This is a genomic window from Streptomyces sp. NPDC023541 (assembly GCF_055559995.1).
Map to the genome: position 1 here is coordinate 23,416 of NZ_JBVHJO010000002.1, position 24,332 is coordinate 47,747.

Sequence of the window (24,332 nt, forward strand, 5' to 3'; positions counted from 1 at the left end):
CCCGCGGCCGCGCCGGCCGCGGCCGGTCAGCCGTAGACGATGCGGCGCAGCTGCCGGAGCGAGAGCTCCGGGGGTGCCACGGCGCGGTGCGGCAGCTCCGCCGCGATCCGCTCGAAGATCTCCGCGTTCACGGCTCCGCCGGCCTGCAGTTCGCGGTGGCGGCGGCGGACGAAGTCCTCCGTCGTCTCGTCGAAGTAGGCGAGCACGTCGAGGACCACCCGGGCCGCTTCGCCCCGCTGCAGCGAGGTGCTGCGCACCAGGTGTTCGACGAGATCGTCATAGGACGGGCGGCGGTCGAGCACCCGTAGATATTGACTGCTCCAGCCGTCCAACGCAAAGATCCTGCCCGATTCCGGGCAGGATCTCTCTGGTCTGGACCAGTGGAATGGATGCATCCGGTCAGAATCTACGCAAAACGGCCTGCTTGGCAGCCGTGAACTCGTCGGCCGTCAGCACCCCCGTCTGGTGCAGCTCCCCCAGCTCCCGCAACCGCCGCAGCAGGGCGTCGTGGTCCTCCGCGACGCCGGCGGCCGGCGCGGCGAGCTCCTTCGGCGGGGCGTCCTCGACGGCCCGGTCCTGCGCCGGCGCCGCCGGGTGCGGCAGCCGCAGCGCCACCGCCGCGGCGACCAGCGCCATCAGCGGATCCTTCTTGAAACCGAACAGCTCCACCGTGTGCGGGTCGTACTTGGGCGCGGCCGACTGCGGGGCGCCCACCAGACCGAAGCGGAGCCAGCCGTTCTCGAGCCCCTTGGCCGGGGCCCACTCCACCGTCCGCAGGTCCGTGACCCGGAACTCGCGCGGCCCCCCGGAGCGCTTGGCCTCCTCCGTCGTCCAGTTCCACTCCAGCGCGACCCGGTCGCCGTCGAAGGTGACGGTCCCGTCGCCCGCGCCCACCGCTATCGGCACGCTGGGGCCGGGCAGCAGATAGGTCTCCGACGGACCCGGATCCACCTGCTCCAGCAACAGGGCGTTGCGCACCTCGTCCACGAAGTACTCCGCGACCCCCGTCCGGTCCGGCTCCACGCTCAGCCGGTAGGGATCGGAGGCCTCCGGCAGCCGCCCGCCCGTCACCTGGGTCAGCGGGTCGGCCCCCTCCCGCAGCCGCAGGCGCAGCCGTCCCGCCTTGCGGCCCGGCTCGTAACTGATCCCCGCGAGCGCGTGCAACGGCACGACGACTTCGCCCAGGGTCTGCCGCAGCAGGCCCACCCCCTTGTCGCGGCCGGGCACGATGCGCACCGCGTCGCCGTCGAACGTCCAGGTTCCGTCCTTCTGGATGATTTCCGCCATTCGGCGATTCTCCCACCGCGCAGGACGGGCCAGTTGGCCTATACCTGGCACATGAGAGTCCTGCGACGCGCGCTCGGCACCCTCCTCGTCCTCGGTGCCGTCTCCTGCACCGCCGCCCACGGCGGCGACGCGAGCGCCGGCGACGACCCGCCCGCGGCCCTCGCCCCCTTCGAACGGCTCCTGCCGGCCCCGGTCTCCGCGCGCGCCGAGGGCCCCGGCTACGCCTTCGGGCCCGGCACGGTCATCCGTACGGGGCCGGGCGCGGGCGAGGAGGTCCGCCGGGAGGTCCGCCGGGTGGGAGAGCTCCTCGCGGAGCAGCTGCGCGGGCCGAGCGGCCTGCCGCTGCCGGTCGTCGACGGGGCGAGGGGCGACGGGATCCGGCTCAGGATCGACGGGCGGGGCGGGGAGGCGGACGAGCTGGGCGACGAGGGCTACCGGCTGGAGTCCGGGCCCAGCGGCGTCGACCTCGTCGCACGGACTCCGGCGGGCCTGTTCCGGGCGGCCCAGACCCTGCGTCAGCTGGTGCCGGCGGCCGGGCCCGGGACGGTACCGGGCGGCACGGTCTCCGACCGGCCGCGGTTCGCCTACCGCGGCGCGATGGTCGACATCGCACGGCACTTCTTCACGGTGGAACAGGTGAAGAGGTACGTGGACCAGCTCGCCCAGTACAAGGTCAACACGCTGCACGTGCACCTCACCGACGACCAGGGCTGGCGCCTGGCGATCGACTCCTGGCCGCGGCTGGCGCAGTACGGCGGCGCGAGCGAGGTCGGCGGCGGGCCCGGCGGGCACTGGACGAAGGACGAGTACCGCGAGCTGGTGGCCTATGCGGGCGAGCGGTACGTGGACGTCGTCCCGGAGATCGACATGCCGGGGCACATGAACGCGGCGCTGGCCTCCTACGCCGAGCTGAACTGCGACGGGAAGGCCCCCCGGCGGTACACCGGGACCAAGGTGGGCTTCAGCTCCCTGTGCGTCGGCAAGGAGCGGACGTACGAGTTCGTCGACGAGGTGCTCGGGGAGCTGGCCGCGCTGACGCCCGGCCGCTACCTGCACATCGGCGGCGACGAGGCGCACGCGACGCCGGCGGCGGACTACGCGGCCTTCATGGACCGGGCGCAGGAGGTGGTGGGCCGCCACGGGAAGACGGTGGTGGCCTGGCACCAGCTGGCGTCGGCCCGGCCGGCGGCCGGCGCGGTGCTCCAGTACTGGGGCCACGACAAGACCTCCGCCGCGGACCGGTCGGCCGTGGCGGCGGCCGCGAAGGCCGGGCACCCGCTGATCCTGTCCCCGGCGGACCGGGTGTACCTGGACATGAAGTACGAGGCGGCGACGAAGCCGGGCCTGGCGTGGGCGGGCCACGTCCCGGTGGCGCGGTCCTACTCCTGGAACCCGGGGGCCTACCTGGCCGGGGTGCCGGAGTCCGCGGTGCTCGGGGTGGAGGCCCCGCTGTGGACGGAGAACGTCGCGACGCGGGCGGAGTGGGAGCTGATGGCGTTCCCGCGGGTGCTGGGCCTGGCGGAGCTGGGCTGGTCCCCGGCGGCCGCCCTTGACTGGACCTCGTACAGCCGCCGCCTGGCGGCCCAGGCCCCCCGCCTGGACGCGCAGGACATCGGCTACTTCCGGGCCCCGGACGTTCCGTGGGTGCGGTGAGCGCAAGGTCCTCGTGGAAGGTCCCCGCGCGGACGGGGCGAGGGTGTGACCGCGAAGAGGGCCGTCTGACTTCGCGGTCACGCCGTCACACCGGCGGGCGGGGCAGGTGTCGAGGGACCGTATCGACACCTGCCCCGCCCCGTGTCTCACCGTCGGGCGAAGGGCGCGACGGGGTTCTTGAGGTTGCCGATCAGCTGGAGGGCGGCGGACGGGTCGGAGAGGTCGACCATCTGCTTGTTGTTGCGCAGCTGGAGGCGGTTGAGGCAGGACAGCTGGAACTCCTCCGCGAAGAAGTCGTAGCGCTCGAACTTCTCGGCGAGGGCCGGCATGGACTCCTGGTAGTCGTGGGCGCAGTCGGCCACGGCCCGCCAGAAGGTCTCCTCCGTGCAGATGCCCTCGGTGACGAGGATGGAGGACAGGAAGCGGAAGAAGCAGTCGAAGACGTCCGTGAAGATCGACAGCAGCTTCATGTCCTCCGGGACGTCCGCCCGGATCCGCTCGACCGCGGGCGGCAGCACCGCGTCCGCGTCCATGATGACGATCTCCTCGGCGATGTCCTTGAAGATCGCGCGCTGTACGACGCCGTCCTTGATGACCAGGATGGTGTTCTCGCCGTGCGGCATGTACGCGAGGTCGTACTGGTAGAAGCAGTGCACCAGCGGCAGCAGGTAGGCCCGCAGGTAGGGCTTGAGCCACTCGGCCGGAGTGAGGCCGGACTCCTCGATCAGGGCGCCCACGAACGACTTGCCCTCGGCGTCCACGTGGAGGAGGGAGGCCATGGTGGCCAGGCGCTCGCCGTCCCCGAGGGAGTTCACGGGGGACTCGCGCCACAGGGCCGCCAGCATCTTGCGGTACGGCGAGTAGCGGTCGGTGGCGCGCTCGTACTGCAGGTGCCGGTAGCCGATCGCCGCGCGCTCGCGGATGATCGAGAAGTCGACGGACCGCAGGACCTCGTCGGACTCGATCAGCTGGTGCAGCCAGTCGTTGATGGCGGGGGTGGCTTCCATGTAGGCGGCCGAGAGGCCCCGCATGAAGCCCATGTTCAGGACGGAGATGGCCGTCTTGACGTAGTGCTTGGTCGGGGTGGTGGTGTTGAAGAACGTACGGATCGACTGCTGCGGGAGGTAGGCGTCCTCGCCCTCGCCGAGCAGCACCAGCCGGCGGTTCGCGATCTCCGCGGCGAAGGTGATCGTGGTCTTGTTCCACCACTGCCAGGGGTGGACCGGGAAGAGCAGGTAGTCCGCCGGGTCCAGGTCCAGGGTGCGCAGTTTCGCCGCGAACAGGTCGACCGCCGTGTCGCCCAGCTCGGCGCGCATGAAGCTGTCGTGCTCCAGGCCGGCGCCCGCCGTGAAGGTGGCGACGTCCTTGTGCGCGGCGGCCCAGATCAGGTGCACCGGGCTCGCGGCCTCCGGGGCGTAGGCGTGGTACTCGTGCACGCCGAAGCCGAGCCGGCCGTTGTTGGCGACGAAGCAGGGGTGGCCCTCGGTCATGCCGGTCTCGATGTCCTGGAAGGAGGACTTCGCCAGCACGTCGGCGGAGATCTGCGGCTTGGTGTACTTGAACGCCGAACCCGCCAGGGTGGAGGAGATCTCCTCCAGGTAGACCGGCAGGACCTCCGCGCTCAGCCCCAGGGTCCGCTGGAACTCGATGTGGAAGTCGAGGGCGTCCAGCGGCAGCGACTCGCCGTCGCGCAGCCGGGTGATGCCGGCCTCGTCCACCGACCAGTGGTCCAGGACCTGCCGGGTGGCTTCGAAGTGGTACTCCACCGCGCCGTCGTCGGAGACGACCGAGTAGCGGTCGCCGCCGAGGGAGACGGGGGTCAGGAGGCGCTCGTGCGCGAACTCGGCGATGGCCTTGCGGACCAGGGCGCGGTTGGCACGGGCCCACAGCTCGGGGGAGAGGTGGGAGACGGCGTCGGAAAGGCTCATATCGACACCCCCTGGGCGATGCCGGTGGCGGCCTCGAACTGCGCGCGGGTGCAGAAGCTCAGCAGCGCTTCCTTCTCCGGCTTGGTGACCTGGCGCTCCGGGACGAAGCCGACGGCCGCGTTCAGGGCGTGCACGGCGGTGTTGTCGACGTCCGGCTCGACGACGACGCGGACGGTCGCCGGGTCGGCGAAGATCGCGGCCATGACGGTGGTGATGACCGCGCGGGTGAACCCGTGCAGCGGCCGGTCGCTGGGCGCGACGAGGAAGTGCATGCCGACGTCGCCGGGCCGGGCCTCGTACAGGCCGACCAGCTCCAGCTCGCTCGGGTCGTACGTCTCCATCAGGAAGGCCGGGCGTCCGTCGTGCAGGCCGATGTAGGCCTGGTGGTGCTCGTGGGCCGTGATGCGCATGTACTCGCGCTCGACGTCCGGCAGCGAGGCGTCCTGCATCATCCAGAACGAGGCCTTGGGGTGCGTGACCCAGCCGTGGAGCAGTTCCGCGTCGGCGAAGGGGTCCAGCGGGCGGATCGCGAAGTCCCCGAGGACGGCATCCGTCCGGGAGTAGAGGGTGTCGGTGGTGCTCATGCGTGGGTGCCTTCCGGGGCGGCGAACTGCTGGAACGCGATGGACTTCTCGACCTTGTAGTACTCGCGGCCGAGCAGCTCACTGACGATGTACGCGTTGCGGTACGCGGCCATGCCCAGGTCGGGGGAGGTCAGGGAGTGGTTGTGGGTGGTGCCGTTCTGGAGGTACACCTCGCGGCCGGCGGTGTCGACGCTGTAGTTGCGGGCGGCGTCGAGGCGGCCGCGGCCGTCGAAGTTCAGGCGGTCCCGGACCGGGTTCAGGAAGTCGGGGGTGCGGTACTTGTAGCCGGTGGCGAGGACCAGGCCCTCGGTGGTGAGGGAGAAGTCCCGCTCCTGCTCCTCCTGGCGCAGCCCGAGGGTGTAGGTGCCCGTGGTGGTGTCGTAGGCCGTGCTGTTCAGCGAGGTGTTGGTCAGCAGGGTCGTCGGCACCGCGCCCGGCATGCTGATCCTCTTCTGGTAGAGCAGGTCGAAGATGGCGTTGATCAGGTCGCCGTCGATGCCCTTGAAGAGGTTCTTCTGCTGGGTCTCCAGCCGGTAGCGGGTGTCCTCCGGGAGGGCGTGGAAGTAGTCCACGTACTCGGGAGAGGTCATCTCCAGCGTCAGCTTGGTGTACTCCAGCGGGAAGAAGCGCGGGGAGCGCGTGACCCAGTTGAGCTGGTAGCCGTACACGTCGATCTCGGTGAGGAGGTCGTAGTAGATCTCCGCCGCGCTCTGGCCGGAGCCGATCAGGGTGATGGACTTCTTCTTCTGCAGCTCCGCCTTGTTCGGCATGTAGGCGGAGTTGTGCAGGAAGTCGCCGCCGAGGCCGGCGCAGGCCTCGGGGACGTACGGCGAGGTGCCGGTGCCCAGGACCAGGCGGCGGGCGCGGTGCGTCCGGCCCTTGTCGGTGCGGACCTCGTACAGGCCGGCGGCTTCGTCGTAGGCGACCTCGGTGACGGAGGTCGAGTACAGGACGTTGTCGAGCCGGTCGGCGGCCCAGCGGCAGTAGTCGTTGTACTCGGCGCGCAGCGGGTAGAAGTTCTCCCGGATGTAGAAGGAGTACAGCCGGTCCTGGTCCTTCAGGTAGTTCAGGAAGGAAAAGGGCGACGTCGGGTCGGCGAGGGTGACCAGGTCCGACATGAAGGGCGTCTGGAGGTGCGCGCCGTCCAGGAACATCCCCGCGTGCCACTCGAAGTGCGGCTTCGACTCGATGAACAGGCCGCTCAGCTCGTCGATCGGCGCGGTCAGGCAGGCCAGTCCCAGGTTGAAGGGACCGAGGCCGATGCCGATGAAGTCGTGGGGCTCAGTGGTGGACGGCAAGGGATTCTCCCAGGAACTGCTCGGCGTGTGCGGCGAGGAGGTCGAGGACGGCTGCGATGTCGGCCGTCGTGGTCTGCGGGTTGAGGAGGGTGAACTTCAGGTACTGCTTCCCGTCCACCTTGGTGCCGGCCACGACGGCCTCGCCGGAGGCGAAGAGCGCCTTGCGGGCGTGGAGCTGGGCCTCGTCGAGGAGTTCCGCGGGGACGTCGTCGCCGGGCACGAAGCGGAAGACGAGGGTGGAGATCTGCGGCTCCACGACGACCTCGAAGCGCGGGTCGGCGGTGATGACGTCGTAGCCGGCGGCGGCGAGGTCGATGACCTCGTCGAAGAGCGAGCCGACGCCGTCGGCGCCCATGATGCGCAGCGTCATCCAGAGCTTGAGGGCGTCGAAGCGGCGCGTGGTCTGGATGGACTTGTCGACCTGGTTGGGGATCCGCTCCTCGGCCATGCGCCGCGGGTTGAGGTAGTCCGCGTGGTACGTGGCGTGCTTGAGGGTGTCGCGGTCGCGGACCAGCATCGCGCTGGAGCTGACGGGCTGGAAGAACGACTTGTGGTAGTCGACCGTGACCGAGTCGGCGTGCTCGATGCCGTCGAGGAGGTGCCGGCGGGTGGGGGAGACCAGCAGTCCGCAGCCGTAGGCGGCGTCCACGTGCATCCACGCGGAGTGCTCGGCGGTCAGGCGGGCGATCTCGGGGAGCGGGTCGATGGACCCGAAGTCCGTGGTGCCGGCGGTGGCGACGACGGCCATGGGGAAGAGGCCCTCGGCGGCGCAGTTCTCCAGCTCCAGCGCGAGGACGGAGGTGTCCATGCGGCGGTTGCGGTCGACGGGTACGGAGATGACGGCCTCGTAGCCCAGGCCGAGCATGGCGGCCGACTTCTGCACGCTGAAGTGGCTGGCGTCGGAGGTGAAGATGCGCAGCTTCGGGAGGAGTTCGGCCTTGGTCAGGCCGATCCCGGCGTCCATGGCGCGCTTCATGACGGTGCGGCAGGCCTCGTCGCGGGCCAGCAGCAGGGCGTGGAAGTTGGACTGGCTTCCGCCGGAGGTGAAGATTCCGTCCGCGTTCTCCCCGAGGCCGATGCGGCGCGTGGTCCAGTCGATGAGGCGGCGCTCGATGAGCGTGCCGCCGATGGACTGGTCCCAGGTGTCGAGGGAGGAGTTGACGGCGGCCATGACGGCCTCGCCGACCACCGCGGGTATGACGACCGGGCAGTTGAGGTGGCCCAGATAGCGCGGGTGGTGGAAGTAGACGGCGTCGCGGAGGTAGACGTCCTCCAGCTCGGCCAGTGCGGCGGAGGAGTCGCCGAGCGGGGTGTCGAGGTCGATCCCGTTGATGACCGGGGCGAGTTCGTCGACGGATATGCCGGTGTGGGGCCGTTCGGTGGTGGCGAGCTTGGCGGCGACGCGGTCGACGCCCTCGGTGACAGAACGGCGGTAGATATCCGCGGTCGTCTCGTTCAGCAGATGCTGGCGCATCAACTTTCCTCCGGGCAGGGGGGGGAGAAGGGGAGAGTGGGGTGTGTGATGTTTAGGTTAGCCTAACCTAAACGGAATGCCCAAATGGAGGCGGGCCCCGGTCGACAACCAGGGCCCGCCTCGAACTGCTGTGGACCGAACGGGAGCTGACTACAGCTCGGAAGCGGGGTCCTCGCTGGGAGCCTTGCCCGCGTAGGCCTCGGTGAGGAGCTGCTCCTCGCTCGCGCCGAGCCGCCAGTAGCCGGTGAAGCGCACCGAGCGGCGGTCGACGGATCGTTCCTGCACGAAGTGGCGGCGCACCGCGCGCACCGTGCCCGCCTCGCCCGCCAGCCATACGTACGGGGCCCGCGCGGCCGGCGGCTGCGCCGAGCGGAGCGCGTCCAGCACCCGGCCGGTCCGCTCCCCGTCCTCGCCCTCGCGCACGATCCACGTGATGTCCGCGTCGGCGAGCGTGCCCAGTTCGAGCCGGTCGTCCTCGTGCGGGACCTCGAACCAGGCCCGGACCCGGGTGCCCGCGGGCAGCCGGTCCAGGATTCCGGCCGCGGCCGGCAGGGCGGTCTCGTCCGCGTACATCCAGACCGCGTCGGTGTCGGCCGGGGCCTGGAAGCGCACGGACTTGTTCTCGGCGACGGCCGGGCCGATCGCCAGGATCCGGCGGCCGGCGCTCGCGCGCCCGGCCCAACGGGAGGCGGGGGAGGAGTCCCCGTGCAGGACGAAGTCGATGTCGACCTCGACGGCTCCCCGGTCGTCACGGCGCTGCTCACGCACGGTGTAGGAGCGCATCACCGGCCGCTCCGCGTCCGGCATGGCGCGCCAGGCGGCGAACCAGGTGTCCTCGTCCGTGGACGGGAGCACCGTGTGCTCCACGCCGGACGGGGGGAGGAAGAGCGACAGGCTCTGGTCGAAGCCGCCAGAACGGAAGTCCGCGAGCGACTCACCGCCGAACGTGACGCGCAGGAACGAGCGGCCCAGACGGCGCGTGCGGAGCACTTCGAGCGTGAAGAAGCGGAAGTGCGAGGCGGCCGGGGTGTCGGACGCGGTGACGGTCATGCGGAAAGTCCCCCTGGAAGTCGGTACGGCCTGACGCCGGTCCAGGGCGTGTCCGCGTGGACACGCCCTGGGGTCGTGCGCCCGGGCTCACCGGGCGCCGCGCGAGGGTCAGGCGACCTTCTTGGCGTTCTGGACGGCCTTCGCGAGGTCCTCGAGGATCTGCGCGCACTTGTCGTACGAGAAGATCGGCTCGGTGGTGCGCGGGGTGACCTGGCCGGCCTTCACGGCGGGCATCTCGGCCCAGGTGGCCTTGGCCTTCAGCTCCTCCGGCTGCAGGGTGCCGGTGCGGTTGTCGAGCAGGACCAGGTCGGCCTTGTACTTGCCGGCGTTCTCCCAGCTGAGGCTCTCGAAGAAGCCGCCCTCGTCGAGCTTCTCGGGGGTGACGAACTCGACGCCGAGGGACTTGAAGTACTTCAGGTCGGCCGAGGTGTCCGGGGTGGAGGCGTAGAACAGGTCGGCGGAGCCGGAGCCGACCAGGACCTTGATGCCCGGGTTGGCCTTGGTGGCCTCGCGGACCTTGGCGGCGGCAGCCTCGAAGCGGGCCTTGCCGTCGACGGCGGCCTTGGCGTTCATGTCGGCGCCCAGCGACTTGGCGAGGTCCGCCGTGCGCTCCAGGGCCTTGTCCATCGAGACGTTGCCGCCGACGCCGATCGCGGCGTGCGGGGCCAGCTTCAGGATCTTGTCCTTGGAGGCCTCGGGCACGTACCAGTACGAGCCGTCCCAGGTGTTGGTGACGAGCAGGTCGGGCTGGAGGGCGGCGTACTTCTCGACGTTGAACTCGTCGTAGACGTTGCCGAGGATCTCGACCTTGGAGATGTCCATCGAGCCGGCCTGGACGTCGGGCTTGCCGTCGGCGGTCTTGGTCGGGCCGAAGACGCCCTTGACCGAGACGCCGTAGTCGTACAGCGCGGCGGCGGTGCCGGTGAACGCGACGATGTTCTTCGGCGTCGACTTGGCGCTGACGTCCTTGCCGAGGTCGTCCTTGAAGGTCCAGGGACCGGTGGACGCGGCGGCGGTGCTGCCCTTGCCGCCGTCACCCTTCGCCGAGTCGGTGCCTGCGCACGCGGCGAGCGCGGCGACGAGACCGAGGGCGCCGCCCGCGGCGACGAAGCCGCGACGGGTGAAGGAGAAGCTGCGGGACTTGGGCATAATCGATGTCCGTTTTCGTGCGTACCGGGGCGGCCACCAGCGTGCCGTTCGTGGGGAAGGTTAGCCTAACCTTGGCCGAAAACGGTAAGGGGGCCCTAACTTTTTTCGGGCCCCCTCACGCCACCCGCGCCCGCACGGGCGTCCGGACTAGCCTGCGAAGCCCAACTCGCGGGCGATCAGCATGCGCTGGACCTCGCTGGTGCCCTCGCCGATCTCCAGGATCTTGGAGTCCCGCCACATGCGCGCCACCGGATACTCGTTCATGAACCCGTAGCCGCCGTGGATCTGCGTCGCGTCACGGGCGTTGTCCACGGCCACCGTGGAGGAGTACAGCTTCGCGATCGCCGCCTCCTTCTTGAACGGCTCCCCGGCCACCAGGCGGGACGCCGCGTCGCGCCAGCCGATGCGGGCCATGTGGGCGCGCATCTCCATGTCGGCCAGCTTGAACTGGATGGCCTGGTTGTCGCCGATGGACTTGCCGAAGGCGTGACGCTCCCTGGCGTACTTCACCGACTCGTCCACACAGCCCTGCGCGAGGCCCGTGGCGAGCGCGGAGATGGCGATGCGGCCCTCGTCCAGGATCCGCAGGAACTGGGCGTATCCGCGGCCCTCCTCGCCCACCAGGTTGGCGAGCGGGACCCGTACGTCGTCGAAGGACAGCTCACGGGTGTCCGAGGAGTTCCAGCCGACCTTCGAATACGGGGCGGCCACCGTGAAGCCCGGGGTGCCGGACGGGACGATGATCGAGGAGATCTCCGGGCGGCCGTCCGCCTTGCGGCCCGTCACGGCGGTGACCGTGACCAGAGCGGTGATGTCCGTACCGGAGTTGGTGATGAAGCACTTCGAGCCGTTGATGACCCACTCGTCGCCGTCCTTGACGGCGGTCGTGCGGGTCCCGCCGGCGTCCGAGCCCGCGCCCGGCTCGGTCAGGCCGAAGGCGCCCAGCACCTCGCCGGAGCACAGCTTCGGCAGCCACTGCCTCTTCTGCTCCTCCGTGCCGAAGAGGTAGAGGGGCATGGCGCCGAGCGAGACCCCGGCCTCCAGGGTGATGGCGACCGAGGAGTCGACACGGGCCAGCTCCTCCAGGGCGATGCCGAGGGCGAGGTAGTCCCCGCCCATGCCGCCGTACTCCTCCGGGAAGGGCAGGCCGAACAGGCCCATGCGGCCCATCTCGGCGACGATCTCGTAGGGGAACTCGTGCCGCTCGTACAGGTCGCCGATCTTCGGGGCGACCACGTCGTGGGCGAACGCCTCGACGGTACGGCGGAGTTCCTCGTGCTCAGGGGTGAGCCGGTGGTCGAGGGACATGGTGTGACTACTCCTTGTGGGAGAGGGCGCGGACGGTACGGGAGGGGCTGGGGCGTCCCAGCTGTTCGGCCATCCACACGCTCGTGGCGGTGAGGGCGGCCAGGTCGACCCCGGTCTCGATGCCGAGACCGTCGAGCATCCACACCAGGTCCTCGGTCGCGAGGTTGCCGGTGGCGCTCTTCGCGTACGGGCATCCGCCGAGGCCGCCCGCGGAGGCGTCGACGGTGGTGACGCCGTGCCGGAGCGCGGCGAGGGTGTTGGACAGGGCCTGGCCGTAGGTGTCGTGGAAGTGCACGCCGATGCGGTCGGTGGTGACACCGGCCTCGTTCAACGCGGACAGCAGGGCCTGGACATGGCCCGGGGTGGCGACGCCGATCGTGTCGCCGAGGCTCAGCTCGTCACAGCCGAGGTCGAGCAGGGCCTTGGCCACGGAGACGACCTGGTGGACCGGGACGGCGCCCTCCCAGGGGTCGCCGAAGCACATGGACAGATAGCCGCGCACGTGCGCCCCGCCCTGCCTGGCCCGGGCCACGACGGGCTCGAACATGGTGAGCGACTCGGCGACGGTGCGGTTGAGGTTGCGGGAGGCGAAGGTCTCCGTGGCCGAACCGAACACCGCGATACGGGTGGCCCCGAGAGCGAGCGCGCGGTCCAGGCCGCGCTCGTTCGGCACGAGGACGGGCAGGTCGGCGTCCACGTCGGCGAGCAGCGGGAAGAGCTGCTCGGCGTCGGCGAGCTGGGGCACCCACTTGGGGTGCACGAAGCTGGTCGCCTCGATCGTGGTCAGGCCGGCGGCGGCCAGGCGGTGGACGAACTCCGCCTTGACCTCCGTGGGGACGGCCGTCTTCTCGTTCTGCAGGCCGTCGCGGGCGCCGACCTCGTGGATGCGGACCCGGGCCGGCAGGCCGGGGGCCGGGACGTTCATGGGCAGCCCGATCACGCGTCCTCCTCCTCGTCCGGGGTGACGACGGCCAGTACCTGGTCCATGGCGACGGTGGTGCCGGGCGAGACGTCCAGCTCGGTGACCGTGCCCGCGTGCGGGGCGGAGATGACGTGCTCCATCTTCATCGCCTCGACGACGAGCAGACTCTGACCGGCCGCCACCTTGTCGCCGACGGCCACCTTGACGACGGTGACGGTGCCGGGCATGGGCGCGGCGAGGGTGTCCGCGCCGCTGCGTCCGCCGCCGCTGAGGTTCGCCGCGACGGGGTCGTACGCCTGCACGTGCCAGGAGTCGCCGTCGCGGCCGAGCCAGGTCCCCTCCGGGGAAGGCGCATGGCTGAAGCGGTGTGTGACGCCGTCGAGTTCGATGGTGACGGTGCCTGGGGTGCGGCTGACGATCCGGCCGCGGGCCGGTGCGCCGGCGTCGACCGCGCCCAGCAGGATCTCCTGCTCGGCACCCAATTGCCGGGTGCGGACCTCGACCGGGTCCTGGCCGGGAAGGCGGAAGGGGTGCACCGTCCAGGCGGGCGTGCCGCCCATGCGCCAGCCGTCGGCGGCGTCGAACGGGTCGACCCACCCCGCCGACCGCGCCTCCGGCACGGCGCCCGCCAGCAGCGCGGCAGCCGCGTACACCTCCGGCGGGACACCCTCCGGCAGCAGCTCGGAAAGGTCGCGCTCGACCAGGCCGGTGTCCAGGTCTCCGGACACCACGTCCGGGTGGGCCAGCAGCCGCCGCAGGAAGCCGGCGTTGGTCTGGACGCCCAGGATCACCGTGTCGGCGAGGGCCGCCCGCAGCAGGCGCAGGGCGGCCGGGCGGTCCGGCCCGTGGACGATGACCTTCGACAGCATCGGGTCGTACGTCGACCCCACCGGCACGCCCGCCGTCAGGCCCGAGTCCGTGCGGACCGCACCGCCCGACGGCTCCGACAGGGCCAGGACCGTACCGCCGGACGGCAGGAAGCCGCGCGCCGGGTCCTCAGCGCAGACGCGGGCCTCGATCGCGTGCCCGGTCAGCCGGATGTCGTCCTGCGTGACGGGCAGCGCCTCGCCGGAGGCGACCCGCAGCTGGAGCTCCACCAGGTCCAGGCCGGTGACCAGCTCGGTCACCGGGTGCTCGACCTGGAGGCGGGTGTTCATCTCCATGAAGTAGTAGGAGGAGGGGTCGCCGCCGGGGACGATGAACTCCACCGTGCCCGCGCCGACGTACCCGCAGGAGCGGGCGGCGTCCACGGCCGCCGCGCCCATCGCCGCGCGGGTCTTCTCGTCGAGCAGGACCGAGGGGGCCTCCTCGATGACCTTCTGGTGCCGGCGCTGGAGGGAGCACTCGCGCTCGCCGAGGTGCACCACGTTGCCGTGGGAGTCCGCCAGCACCTGGATCTCGATGTGCCGGGGCCGGTCCACCCACCGCTCCACCAGGAGGGTGTCGTCACCGAAGGACGAGCGGGCCTCGCGGCGGGCGGCCGCGATCTCCTCGGCCAGCACCGCCTCGTCCCGGACGAGCCGCATGCCCTTGCCGCCGCCGCCCGCCGAGGGCTTCAGCAGGACCGGCATTCCGATCTCCGAGGCCGCCGCGACCAGTTCGGCGTCCGTGAGGCCGCTGCCCGAGGAGCCGGGGACCACGGGTACGCCCGCCGCCTTCACCGTCTCCTTCGCGCGGATCTTGTCGCCCATGAGGGAGATGGCGGTGGCGGGCGGCCCGATGAAGGCCAGTCCGGCGTCCGTGCAGGCCTGCGCGAAGGCGGCGTTCTCCGCGAGGAAGCCGTAGCCCGGGTGGACCGCCTCGGCGCCCGTCCGCTTCGCGGCATCCAACAGCCGCTCCACCGACAGGTAGCTCTCCGCGGCCGCCGCCGGACCGATGCGGACGGCGGTGTCGGCCTCCCGTACGTGGCGGGCGTCCGCGTCCGCGTCGCTGAAGACGGCCACGGAGCGGATGCCGAGCTCCCGCAGGGTGCGGATGACCCGGACCGCGATCTCGCCGCGGTTCGCGACCAGAACAGTGCTGAACATCAGTGAGGTCCTCACGTCACATACGGAAGATGCCGAAGCCCGAGTCGCCCAGCGGGGCGTTCGCGCACGCGGTCAGGGCCAGTCCCAGCACCTGCCGGGTCTCCATGGGGTCGATGACCCCGTCGTCCCACAGCCGCGCCGTGGCGTAGTAGGCGTTGCCCTGCTCCTCGTACTGGGCGCGGACCGGGGCCTTGAAGGCCTCCTCGTCCTCGGCCGGCCACTCCTGGCCGGCGCCCTCGATCTGGTCGCGCTTGACCGTCGCGAGGACCGAGGCGGCCTGCTCGCCGCCCATCACGGAGATCTTGGCGTTGGGCCACATCCACAGGAAGCGGGGTGAATAGGCCCGCCCGCACATCGAGTAGTTGCCGGCGCCGTACGAGCCGCCGACCACCACCGTCAGCTTCGGAACCCGGGCGCAGGCCACGGCCGTGACCATCTTGGCGCCGTGCTTGGCGATGCCGCCCGCCTCGTAGTCGCGGCCGACCATGAAGCCGGAGATGTTCTGGAGGAAGAGCAGCGGGATGCCGCGCTGGTCGCACAGCTCGATGAAGTGGGCGCCCTTCTGGGCGGACTCGGCGAACAGGATGCCGTTGTTCGCGATGATGCCGACCGGGTGGCCGTGGATCCGGGCGAAGCCGGTGACCAGCGTCTGGCCGAACTCGGACTTGAACTCCTGGAAGCGGGAGCCGTCCGTGATCCGCGCGATGATCTCGCGGGCGTCGTAGGGGGTGCGCGAGTCGACGGGGACCGCGCCGTACAGCCCGGCCGGGTCCACCTTCGGCTCCTCCGGAGCCTCCACCGACCAGGGCAGGGCCCCGCGCTCGGGCAGGGTCGCCACGATGTTACGTACGATCCGCAGCGCGTGCGCGTCGTCCTCCGCGAGGTGGTCGGTCACGCCGGAGACGCGGGAGTGGACCTCGCCGCCGCCGAGCTCCTCGGCCGTGACGACCTCGCCGGTGGCCGCCTTCACCAGCGGCGGGCCGCCGAGGAAGATCGTGCCCTGGTTGCGGACGATGACGGCCTCGTCGCTCATGGCCGGTACGTACGCGCCGCCCGCGGTGCAGGAGCCGAGGACGGCGGCGATCTGCGGGACGCCGGCGCCCGACATGCGCGCCTGGTTGTAGAAGATGCGGCCGAAGTGCTCCCGGTCCGGGAAGACCTCGTCCTGCATGGGCAGGAAGGCACCGCCGGAGTCGACCAGGTAGAGGCAGGGGAGACGATTCTCCAGCGCCACCTCCTGGGCGCGCAGGTGCTTCTTGACGGTCATCGGGTAGTACGTGCCGCCCTTGACGGTGGCGTCGTTCGCGACGATCACGCACTCGCGTCCGCTGACCCGGCCGATGCCGGCGATGACGCCGGCGGCGGGGGCGGAGCCCCCGTACATGCCCTCGGCGGCCAGCGGGGCCAGCTCCAGGAAGGGGGAACCCGGGTCGAGGAGGGTGTCCACGCGGTCGCGCGGGAGGAGCTTTCCGCGGGCGGTGTGGCGGGCGCGGGCCTTCTCGCCGCCGCCGAGCCGGGCCGCGTCGAGCCGGGCGCGCAGGCCCTCGGTCAGCTCGCGGTGGGCGGCCTCGTTGGTCCGCCAGGCCTCGGACGCCGGGTCCGCGGCGCTCGTCAGCACTGGTGCCTGCTGCATCGGTCGAGCTCCCTTGCTCGTTCCACTTGCTCGGTACACGTTGTTAATAAGCGTTAACGCATCTACGGCTTAGGTTAACGACCGCTAACGGCCCTGTCTAGAATGGTTTCCCATGAGCACCAGAGCGGCCGCCCCGACCCGTCGCGAGCAGATCCTCAGTGAGGCCGCCCGCCTCTTCGCCGCGCGCGGCTTCCACGGCGTAGGCGTCGACGAGATAGGGGCCGCGGTGGGCATCAGCGGCCCCGGCCTGTACCGGCACTTCGCGGGCAAGGACGCCATGCTCGCCGAGCTGCTCGTCGGCATCAGCGAACGGCTCCTCACCGGCGGCCGCCACCGGGTGGCGGAGGCGGCGGGGGACCCGGGCCGGGTCCTGTCCTCCCTCATCGACGGCCACATCGACTTCGCGCTCGACGACCGGGCGCTGATCACCGTGCACGACCGGGAGCTCGACCGGCTGCGGGAGGCCGACCGCAAGCTCGTACGGCAGCTCCAGCGCCAGTACGTGGAGCTGTGGGTGGACGTCGTACGGGAGCTGCACCCCGAGGTGGGCGAGGCGGAGGTGCGGGTCGCCGTGCACGCGGTGTTCGGCCTGCTCAACTCCACCCCGCACCTGGCGGCCCTGGGCCGGGAGGCGACGGAGTCGCTGCTGCGCCGCCTGGCCCACGGGGCGTTCGGAGCACTGTCGGCATGACCCGGGGCGTCCGCCGACCGGAATGGACGCGCCGCCTCCGGCCCGGCGGCGGCAGAATGGCCCGCATGCCGAAGCCGATAGAGACGTCCGACCGATCTATTGAAGCGCCGAGCCGCGCCGAACTCATCGACCATCTGGTCCGCACGCGGATCGCGGGGCAGGTCGCGACGCCGCGCGAGAACAACCTCTCCCACTACCGCAAGCTCGCCAACGGCGACCGGCACTACTGGCTGGGCCTGGAACTGGGAGACCGCTGGACCGACGAGCAGGACGTGCTCGCCGTGATGGCGGAGCGCTGCGGCGTCGTGGACGACCCTGAGGTCCGCCACGGCCAGGACACCATCGACCCCGAGCTGACCGTCGCCGGCCTGGACCGGCTGGCGGCGCGGCTGCGCAAGGCGGCGGCCGACCGGCAGAGCGTGCTGCTGGCCACCGGCCACCCGGGCGGCCTGCTGGACGTCCACCGGGCGACGGCGGCGGCGCTGCGCGCGGCAGGCTGCGAGATCGTGGTGATCCCGCAGGGCCTGGTGGCGGACGAGGGCTCGGTGTGGCAGTTCGCGGACGTCGCGGTCCTGGAACGGGGCGCGACCCTGTGGCACACCCATTCCCCGGCCCCGATGGCGGCGATCCTGGACGGCCTGACGGCTTCGAACCGCCCGCAGCCGGACCTGGTCGTCGCCGACCACGGCTGGGCGGGCTGCGCCGCCCAGCGCGGCCTGGACGCGGTCGGCTACGCCGACTGCAACGACCCGGCCCTCTTCCTCGGCGAAGCCGAGGGCACCCTCCAGGTCGCGATCCCCCTGGACGACCACGTCCGCGACCCCCGCTACTACGACCCGCTGGTGGCGTACCTCCTGCACGCGGCGGGCCTGGCGGGGGAGTAGCGCGGCTCCGGGCGGGAAGCCCGGGCCGACAGCTGGCCCCGCGAGGGTGAGGGTCTCACCGGCTCGTCGTCACGACCGAGCCGACGAGACCCTCACCCCTTGCGCGCGGACTGCACGGGTGTACGCGTCGGCGTTCCGGCTCTCACGGCCGGGACCCAGCCGGACGGGTCACTGCGGACGCACTTTCGCGCACTTTCTCAGTGTGCCGAGGGATCCCGTTTGTAGCGTTCTCCCATGCCGTCGTCCTGACGTAGATACATCTCCGAGTAGGGGCGCTTCCCCACCCAAAATGCATTTAGGCCGCAATGGGCTGGTTTCTCCAATCCTGTGTCGAATTTTATCCGCACGCCCGGATGCTCGTCCGGGATTGTTTCGAACACCCATGTGCCGCTTCCGGATGTTCGTGGAACCGCGTTCCGAAGATCCTCCGGGACGCAGTACGGATCCTGTGTGATGTTGCTAAACGAGACCGATCCGTCTTCCGTGAAAACGATTCGGCCACCCTTGTTGCTCTCCCAGGTGCCTGTCACATCCATTGCGGCAAGTTCCTCGGTGTCGTGCTTCGTCGACCCGCATGATGTGGTGGCGAAGCTTGCGGCAAGGAGGAATGCCAGCACTCTGGCGTGTCGAAGGAAAACGCTCACGATCGTACTCGAGGTTTCAAGGTGGAGATGTTGATTTTGAAGTAGTCTTCCTTTGCGATTTGGTCGGAGCTGGCGAATTCTCTTGCTCGAGATATAAGCGGCTCGTAGTTCTTTGATTCTAGCCACTCACCCGCGTCCTTGTGGTCCTTCTTGGCTTCTTGGCGGATGTCCTGCCCAATCGCCCTCCCGCGAACGTTGTTGTAGAGATCGGCAATGTGGTCGCGCTGTTCTTTGTACGGGAAATAGGCCTCGTGGGCTTCAGCCCATGATTCAGCCGCCTTGGCGCCAAATTCTGCCGTCATGCGACCCTGCCAAAGGGCGTGTCGATAGGCGTTGTTGTTTACGTTCGAATCTGGCTCAGAACCTGAAACGTCCCACGCCCACTCCATCACCTCCTTGACCTTCCAGCACTGCAGCGGGTTTTCGGCGCAGAGCGTCAGTTCTGCGAGATTCATGGTGGGATTGCGGCTCTCGGGGCGCGCCCACGGCTGTTTCCCCTGCGTGTGCCACGAATTGGGCCAGCGCGTGTTCAGGAAGTCCTCGCGGTCGAGGTCGTTCGCGAGTAGAACGATGTCTTCCTTGCTCAGTCGGCCGCCGCTCTTCGCTATCTGGCGGGCACTCCTGATCTGATTCCAGGTCCTGTTGGGCCTGTTGTCCCCGTAGTGGCCGTACCTCGTAGCCGCACTGACAACGCTTTGGGGCTTGGACTGGAAGCCCTGGTCGGTGTTGTGGCCCTCGAAGTACTTCAGGCCGTCGGGGTCGGAGAAAGTGAAGGGGTTGTTCGCGGCGTAGGTGTAGCCGTGGAGCTGCTGGGCGTCCTTGAGGTCCATGATCGGGTCCACCGAGATGAAGCGGCCGATCAGGGGGTCGTACTCGCGGGCTCCGATGTGGGTCAGGCCGCTGTCGTTGTCCTTCGTGCCTCCGACGAAGGACTTCTCACCGGTCCACGTCGTCGGCTGGGTTCCGCGGGTCTCGCCGAACAGGCCCGTCTTGCGGCGGGTGACCGTCTGGGTCGCGTCGGCGGTCACCTGGGTGGTGCCGGTGTTGTGGTGGTCCGCGAAGGTGAAGGTGAGCTTGCCGCCCGTGCGGACGGCGACACCGCCGTAGTAGCGGGTGCCGGTCACCGTGCCCGTCTTGTCGAGCTTCAGCTCGTTGCCGGACGGCAGGTACAGCGTGGTGCTGTCCTTCTCCTTGCGCAGGAGGCGGTTGCCGGTCGCGTCGTAGATGAACGAGTCGGTGGTCAGGCCCTGCACGAGGGACTTGAGGCGTCCCTCCGCGTCCCAGTCGAGGTACTGGGTCTCACCCGTGCCGCTCTTGCGGGTCTTGGTGTTGCCGATAGCGTCGTAGGTGAAGGTTTCGTCATGCGGGACGGTGCCGGTCTGGGTGACCTTCGGGAGGTCGTGCTTTCCGGCGGTCGGGGGCGCGTACGTGCGGACCGTGTCCGCGGTCGGGCCCGAGGCGGTCTTGTGCTTGATCTCCGTCTTGCGGTTGCCGACGGCGTCGTAGGTGTACGTGGTCCAGTACGGGTCCTCGCCACCGATGACGGTGGCCGACGGAGCGGCCGCGCAGGTCTCGCCCTTGTTGGTCCAGGCCTCGGTGATGCGGCGCAGGGAGTCGAGGTTGACGCACTGGGTGTCCGTCGTCCGGGCGGCGTCCTGGCCGTAGGCCGAGGCGATCGCCGTCACGTTGCCGGCGGCGTCGTTGGTGTACTTGGTGTCCTCGATCCGCTGGGGCGCGAGCTCCCGGTCGGTGACGGTGCGAGTGAGGGCGCCGGTGTGCTCGTCGTACTCGTTCGTCCGGTACAGGCTCTCGGTGGACGCCCCGAGTTCCTGGCGGATCGTGCGGCCGTAGTGGTCGTAGGTCATCGCCCCGACCAGGGGGGTGTTGCCTGCGCCCATGCTGTTGAGCAGGCCGGACACCGACTGGTAGGTGCTGCCGACCGTCTCGGCCGGGAGGCCGCCCATGGCAGGGTGCCTGGTCGTGCGGACCTGGCCGGCGACGTTGTAGCTGTTCGTCCACTTGTACGTTCCGGCCATCGCGCCGGTGTCAGGGGTGGACGGGATGGTGACCTGGGTTTCGAGCGGCTGGTAGAGGTCGTTGTAGGACAGGACCTCACGGTGAACCGTGACCGCGCCCGCGCGGTCAGGTCCGGGGGATGCGGACCACGCCCTCCTGGATGACCGTGATCGCCAGTCGGCCGTCCTGGGTGTAGATGCGGGCCTGGCCCAGGCCCCGGCCGCCGTGGGCCGACGGGGACTCCTGGTCGTACAGCAGCCATTCGTCCGCGCGGAAGGGCCGGTGGAACCACATCGCGTGGTCCAGCGAGGCGCCGACCACGTCGCCCACCGCCCAGCCGCCGCGCCCGTGCGCGAGCAGGACCGCGTCGAGCAGGGTCATGTCGGAGACGTAGGTGGCCAGGCAGGTGTGCAGCAGCGGGTCGTCCGCGAGCTTGCCCTGCGTGCGGAACCAGACCTGCGAGCGCGGCTCCAGCGGCTCGCCGACCGTGCCCCAGGGCGGGGTGGTCGCGTACCGCAGGTCCACCGCGCCGCGCGCCTCCAGCAGCCGCTCGACGGTGCCCGGGTCGCGGAAGGTCTCGCGGTACGGCGGCAGCGCCTCGGCGGCCGTCGGCAGGGACTCGGGGTCCGGGGCCGCAGGCATCGGGACCTGGTGCTCCAGCCCCTCCTCGTACGTCTGGAAGGACGCGGAGAGGTGGAAGATCGGCTGGCCGTGCTGGACGGCGACCACGCGCCGGGTGGTGAAGGACCGTCCGTCGCGGATCCGGTCCACGGAGTAGACGATCGGCGCGCCGGAGTCCCCGGTGCGCAGGAAGTACGAGTGCAGCGAGTGCGGCAGACGGTCCGCGGGCACCGTGCGCCCGGCCGCGACCAGGGCCTGGGCGGCCACCTGGCCGCCGAACACGCGCGGCACCAGAGAGGTGCGGCTGGTGCCGCGGAAGATGTTCTCCTCGATCTGCTCCAGGTCGAGCAGATCGAGGAGATCCGTCAGTGCCTCGTTCAAGGGGACTTACAGGCCCATCGACTTGGCGATGATCGACTTCATGATCTCGCTGGTGCCGCCGTAGATGCGGTTGACGCGGTTGTCGGCGTACAGGCGGGCGATCGGGTACTCGTTCATGTAGCCGTAGCCGCCGTGGAGCTGCAGGCAGCGGTCGATGACGCGGTGCGCGACCTCGGTGCAGAACAGCTTCGCGGAGGCGGCCTCGGCCGGGGTCAGCTCGCCGGCGTCCAGGGCCTCCAGCGCGCGGTCGGCGACGGCCTGGGCGGCGTCCACCTCGGCCTGGCAGGCGGCCAGCTCGAACTTGGTGTTCTGGAAGTGCGCGACGGGCTTGCCGAAGACGGTGCGCTCGGTGACGTAACTCTGGGCGAACCGGACGGCCGCGGCGGCCTGGGCGTAAGCGCCGAAGGCGATGCCCCAGCGCTCGGAGGCCAGGTTGTGGCCGAGGTAGTAGAAGCCCTTGCCCTCCTCGCCGAGCAGGTCCTCGACCGGGACCTTCACGTCGACGAACGCCAGCTCGGCGGTGTCGGAGGTCTTCAGGCCCAGCTTGTCGAGCTTGCGGCCGATGGAGTAGCCCTCGGACTTGGTGTCCACGGCGAAGAGGGAGATGCCGAAGCGGCGGTCGTCCTCGCTGGGGGCGGAGGTGCGGGCGCAGACGATCACGCGGTCGGCGTGGACGCCGCCGGTGATGAAGGTCTTGGAGCCGTTGAGGACGTAGTGGGTGCCGTCCTCGGAGAGCTTGGCGGTGGTCTTCATGCCCGCGACGTCGGAGCCGGTGCCCGGCTCGGTCATGGCGAGGGCCCACATCTCCTCGCCGGAGACGAACTTCGGCAGGAAGCGCTTCTTCTGCTCGTCGTCGGCGAGCATCTTGAGGTAGGGCAGGGCGAGCAGCACGTGCACGCCGGAGCCGCCGAAGTTCACGCCCGCGCGGGAGGTCTCTTCGTAGAGGACGGCCTCGAACTTGTGCGTGTCCAGGCCCGCGCCGCCGAACTCCTCGGGCACGTTGATGCCGAAGACGCCCAGCTCGCCGAGCTTGTAGTAGAAGTCGCGCGGCGCCTGTCCGGCGGCGAACCACTCGTCGTAGACGGGGACGACCTCGGCCTCGATGAAGGCGCGGATGGTCTCGCGGAACGCCTCGTGGTCCTCGTTGAACACCGTACGGCGCACGGCCGGCTCCCTTCGTCGCGGCGGTCCGCCGCCTAAATTAAGCGCTTGCTCAGACTAAGTTACCGACGAGTTGGCCGCGCTGTCCAGACTCGGCCGCACGCGCGTACGTCACACCCGCGGCCGGATCACTCCTGGCGCAGCGCGAACCACAGCTCCATCCGCACGTCCGGGTCGTCCGGGTCCCGCTCCAGCAGGACCGCGCAGCGCGCCACGCGCTGGCGCACGGTGTTGCGGTGGACCCCCAGGGCGGCCGCCGTACGGTCCCAGCTGCCGTGGTGCGCCAGCCAGGCGCGCAGGGTCTCGCGCAGCGCGGGGGAGAGCGGACCGAGCAGGGCCTCGGCGTGGGCGCGGGCCTCGGCCTCCCCGACCAAGGCCGCGAAGCCGGCGTCCGCGTGCCGGGCCAGCGGGGTGCGGGCCGCCTCCGCGCGCTGGAGGGCCCGCTCCGCCTGGGCGTCGGCCGCGGCCAGTGCGTCGGGCGCCGCAGGTGCGCTCACCCCGAGCCGCCATCCCGGCTGCGCGCCCGGCTCCCGGTCGGTCAGCAGCCGTACGCCGCCCTCGTGCGGGGCCAGCAGTACGGTGCCCAGCGCGGCCGCGAGGGCCTGCGGAGCCCCGGTACCCCGGGCGTGGACGGCGTACCACGGCCCGGCCGTCAGGGCAGCGGCCGGATCCCCGTCGAGCAGCAGCCGGGTCAGGGCCGCGGCCTCGGCCCCGGCAGGCCGCTCGGCGGTGAGCAGGGTCAGCAGTACGGCGGCCACCGAGGCCACGGTGTGGTCGCCGGGCGCGCGCGTCGCGGTCGCGGTGCCCAGCGCGGCCCGCCCGGCCAGGGCGTAGGCGGCCAGGTGGTGTCCGCCCGCCCGGTCCGTGGCCGTGGCGGGCCCGCCCTCGCGGCCGACCCGGGCCAGCAGCGCGGACAGCGCCTCCCGGGCCGGGGCGGGCAGCTCCGGACCCGCCGTCCGGGCGCCCGGCCACAGGGCGACCGAGCCGCCCAGGCTCGCGGCGAGCCGGGCCAGCACCGCCGGGACCGGATCGGGCCGGGCCGCGGCCGCCGCCAGGGCCTGCTGGGCCTCGGTGGTCCGGCGCAGGTCCCGGGTCCGGGCCTCCGCCGTCAGCCGCCCCACCGCGCGGGCGACCGCCGAGAACGGGGTCCGCGGCGGAACCTCCAGCAGTGGCAGCCCGTGCCGGGCGCAGGCCTCGGCCAGCGCGACCGGGACCTCCTCGTGCACCGGGGCCACGCCGAAGCCGACGGCGGCCGCCCCCGCCCCGGCCAGCCGGGCCACGTACCCGTCGGGGTCCTCGGCGGGGCCCGCCCCGGCGGTCAGCAGCAGCTCCCCGCCGAGCAGGTAGGGGGAGGGGTCGGGCATCTCGGAGGCGTGCACGCCGTGCACCCCGGCAGTGGCCGGCCCGGCGAGGTGGCGCAGGCCGAGCTCCCGGTCGGCGAGCAGCGAGGCGAGGAGCACCGGCGGGGTGAGCGGCTCCCCGGCGGGTCCGTTGCCGTACTCCGGATCGCGGGGAGCGGCAGGCATGGATACTCCGTACACATCGGTAGGGCCAGATGGATGAAACGTACACTCCCCACCCTCCTGTGGCCCGCTTACGCTCGAAGGACCGCACACGTCAG

The 24,332-nt window shown here is 70.8% G+C and carries 20 protein-coding genes; 3 read left to right on the top strand and 17 right to left on the bottom strand.

The window, feature by feature from the left end; all coding sequences use genetic code 11:
- Positions 1 to 26: 26 nt before the first annotated feature.
- Positions 27 to 302 carry a hypothetical protein gene (locus tag ACZ3X1_RS04120; protein WP_030025937.1) on the bottom strand — a complete coding sequence of 92 codons (276 nt, stop codon included), beginning with the start codon at positions 300 to 302 and terminating at the stop codon, positions 27 to 29.
- A 97-nt stretch (positions 303 to 399) separates the two neighbouring features.
- Entirely contained in the window at positions 400 to 1,287 is an 888-nt protein-coding gene (locus ACZ3X1_RS04125) for a DUF4429 domain-containing protein (protein WP_467276372.1), read from the bottom strand.
- A gap of 51 nt (positions 1,288 to 1,338) precedes the next feature.
- On the opposite strand from ACZ3X1_RS04125, the gene ACZ3X1_RS04130 reads away from it, so the two are divergent.
- Entirely contained in the window at positions 1,339 to 2,940 is a 1,602-nt protein-coding gene (locus ACZ3X1_RS04130) for a beta-N-acetylhexosaminidase (protein WP_467276374.1), read from the top strand.
- A 146-nt stretch (positions 2,941 to 3,086) separates the two neighbouring features.
- On the opposite strand, the gene ACZ3X1_RS04135 is transcribed toward ACZ3X1_RS04130, so the two are convergent.
- From ACZ3X1_RS04135 to ACZ3X1_RS04180, 10 genes are all read right to left on the bottom strand, one after another.
- The gene (locus tag ACZ3X1_RS04135) at positions 3,087 to 4,868 is read right to left on the bottom strand and encodes an IucA/IucC family protein (protein ID WP_467276377.1); all 1,782 of its coding nucleotides are present in this window, start codon (positions 4,866 to 4,868) and stop codon (positions 3,087 to 3,089) included.
- A complete protein-coding gene (locus ACZ3X1_RS04140; protein ID WP_356813111.1) occupies positions 4,865 to 5,452 on the bottom strand; it encodes a GNAT family N-acetyltransferase in 588 nt (195 codons plus the stop codon). Before ACZ3X1_RS04140 ends, ACZ3X1_RS04135 begins: the two co-directional genes overlap by 4 nt.
- Entirely contained in the window at positions 5,449 to 6,750 is a 1,302-nt protein-coding gene (locus ACZ3X1_RS04145) for a lysine N(6)-hydroxylase/L-ornithine N(5)-oxygenase family protein (protein ID WP_467276380.1), read from the bottom strand. Before ACZ3X1_RS04145 ends, ACZ3X1_RS04140 begins: the two co-directional genes overlap by 4 nt.
- Complete coding sequence (locus ACZ3X1_RS04150; protein WP_362632373.1) at positions 6,734 to 8,224, bottom strand: pyridoxal phosphate-dependent decarboxylase family protein; 1,491 nt, start codon at positions 8,222 to 8,224, stop codon at positions 6,734 to 6,736. The genes ACZ3X1_RS04145 and ACZ3X1_RS04150 overlap by 17 nt, the downstream gene beginning before the upstream one ends.
- Positions 8,225 to 8,374: 150 nt before the next feature.
- Complete coding sequence (locus ACZ3X1_RS04155) at positions 8,375 to 9,274, bottom strand: siderophore-interacting protein (protein ID WP_356813108.1); 900 nt, start codon at positions 9,272 to 9,274, stop codon at positions 8,375 to 8,377.
- 108 nt (positions 9,275 to 9,382) lie between these two features.
- Positions 9,383 to 10,423 (bottom strand): ABC transporter substrate-binding protein, encoded by a 1,041-nt coding sequence (locus tag ACZ3X1_RS04160; RefSeq protein ID WP_356813107.1) that lies wholly within the window; start codon positions 10,421 to 10,423, stop codon positions 9,383 to 9,385.
- Between the two features lie 147 nt (positions 10,424 to 10,570).
- The gene (locus ACZ3X1_RS04165; protein WP_356813105.1) at positions 10,571 to 11,731 is read right to left on the bottom strand and encodes an acyl-CoA dehydrogenase family protein; all 1,161 of its coding nucleotides are present in this window, start codon (positions 11,729 to 11,731) and stop codon (positions 10,571 to 10,573) included.
- A gap of 7 nt (positions 11,732 to 11,738) precedes the next feature.
- Entirely contained in the window at positions 11,739 to 12,656 is a 918-nt protein-coding gene (locus ACZ3X1_RS04170) for a hydroxymethylglutaryl-CoA lyase (RefSeq protein ID WP_356813140.1), read from the bottom strand.
- Positions 12,657 to 12,667: 11 nt separating this feature from the next.
- The gene (locus ACZ3X1_RS04175; protein ID WP_467276387.1) at positions 12,668 to 14,680 is read right to left on the bottom strand and encodes an acetyl-CoA carboxylase biotin carboxylase subunit; all 2,013 of its coding nucleotides are present in this window, start codon (positions 14,678 to 14,680) and stop codon (positions 12,668 to 12,670) included.
- Between the two features lie 16 nt (positions 14,681 to 14,696).
- Positions 14,697 to 16,313: a carboxyl transferase domain-containing protein gene (locus ACZ3X1_RS04180; RefSeq protein ID WP_356813103.1), complete on the bottom strand. Its 1,617-nt coding sequence runs from the start codon at positions 16,311 to 16,313 to the stop codon at positions 14,697 to 14,699.
- Positions 16,314 to 16,425: 112 nt separating this feature from the next.
- On the opposite strand from ACZ3X1_RS04180, the gene ACZ3X1_RS04185 reads away from it, so the two are divergent.
- Positions 16,426 to 17,004, top strand: coding sequence for an SACE_7040 family transcriptional regulator (locus ACZ3X1_RS04185; protein WP_356813101.1), 579 nt, complete (start codon positions 16,426 to 16,428; stop codon positions 17,002 to 17,004).
- Positions 17,005 to 17,060: 56 nt separating this feature from the next.
- Positions 17,061 to 17,888, top strand: a complete 828-nt coding sequence (locus ACZ3X1_RS04190) for a phosphatase (RefSeq protein ID WP_467276390.1) — start codon at positions 17,061 to 17,063, stop codon at positions 17,886 to 17,888.
- Positions 17,889 to 18,085: 197 nt separating this feature from the next.
- On the opposite strand, the gene ACZ3X1_RS04195 is transcribed toward ACZ3X1_RS04190, so the two are convergent.
- The 5 genes from ACZ3X1_RS04195 to ACZ3X1_RS04215 form a co-directional block, all read right to left on the bottom strand.
- A complete protein-coding gene (locus ACZ3X1_RS04195; RefSeq protein ID WP_467276392.1) occupies positions 18,086 to 18,532 on the bottom strand; it encodes a hypothetical protein in 447 nt (148 codons plus the stop codon).
- The gene (locus ACZ3X1_RS04200; protein WP_467276394.1) at positions 18,529 to 20,568 is read right to left on the bottom strand and encodes an RHS repeat domain-containing protein; all 2,040 of its coding nucleotides are present in this window, start codon (positions 20,566 to 20,568) and stop codon (positions 18,529 to 18,531) included. Before ACZ3X1_RS04200 ends, ACZ3X1_RS04195 begins: the two co-directional genes overlap by 4 nt.
- Positions 20,569 to 20,674: 106 nt before the next feature.
- A complete protein-coding gene (gene tesB / locus ACZ3X1_RS04205) occupies positions 20,675 to 21,550 on the bottom strand; it encodes an acyl-CoA thioesterase II (RefSeq protein ID WP_362632350.1) in 876 nt (291 codons plus the stop codon).
- 6 nt (positions 21,551 to 21,556) lie between these two features.
- Positions 21,557 to 22,714, bottom strand: coding sequence for an acyl-CoA dehydrogenase family protein (locus ACZ3X1_RS04210; RefSeq protein ID WP_356810136.1), 1,158 nt, complete (start codon positions 22,712 to 22,714; stop codon positions 21,557 to 21,559).
- A gap of 125 nt (positions 22,715 to 22,839) precedes the next feature.
- The gene (locus ACZ3X1_RS04215; protein WP_467276401.1) at positions 22,840 to 24,237 is read right to left on the bottom strand and encodes a helix-turn-helix domain-containing protein; all 1,398 of its coding nucleotides are present in this window, start codon (positions 24,235 to 24,237) and stop codon (positions 22,840 to 22,842) included.
- Positions 24,238 to 24,332 lie beyond the last annotated feature (95 nt).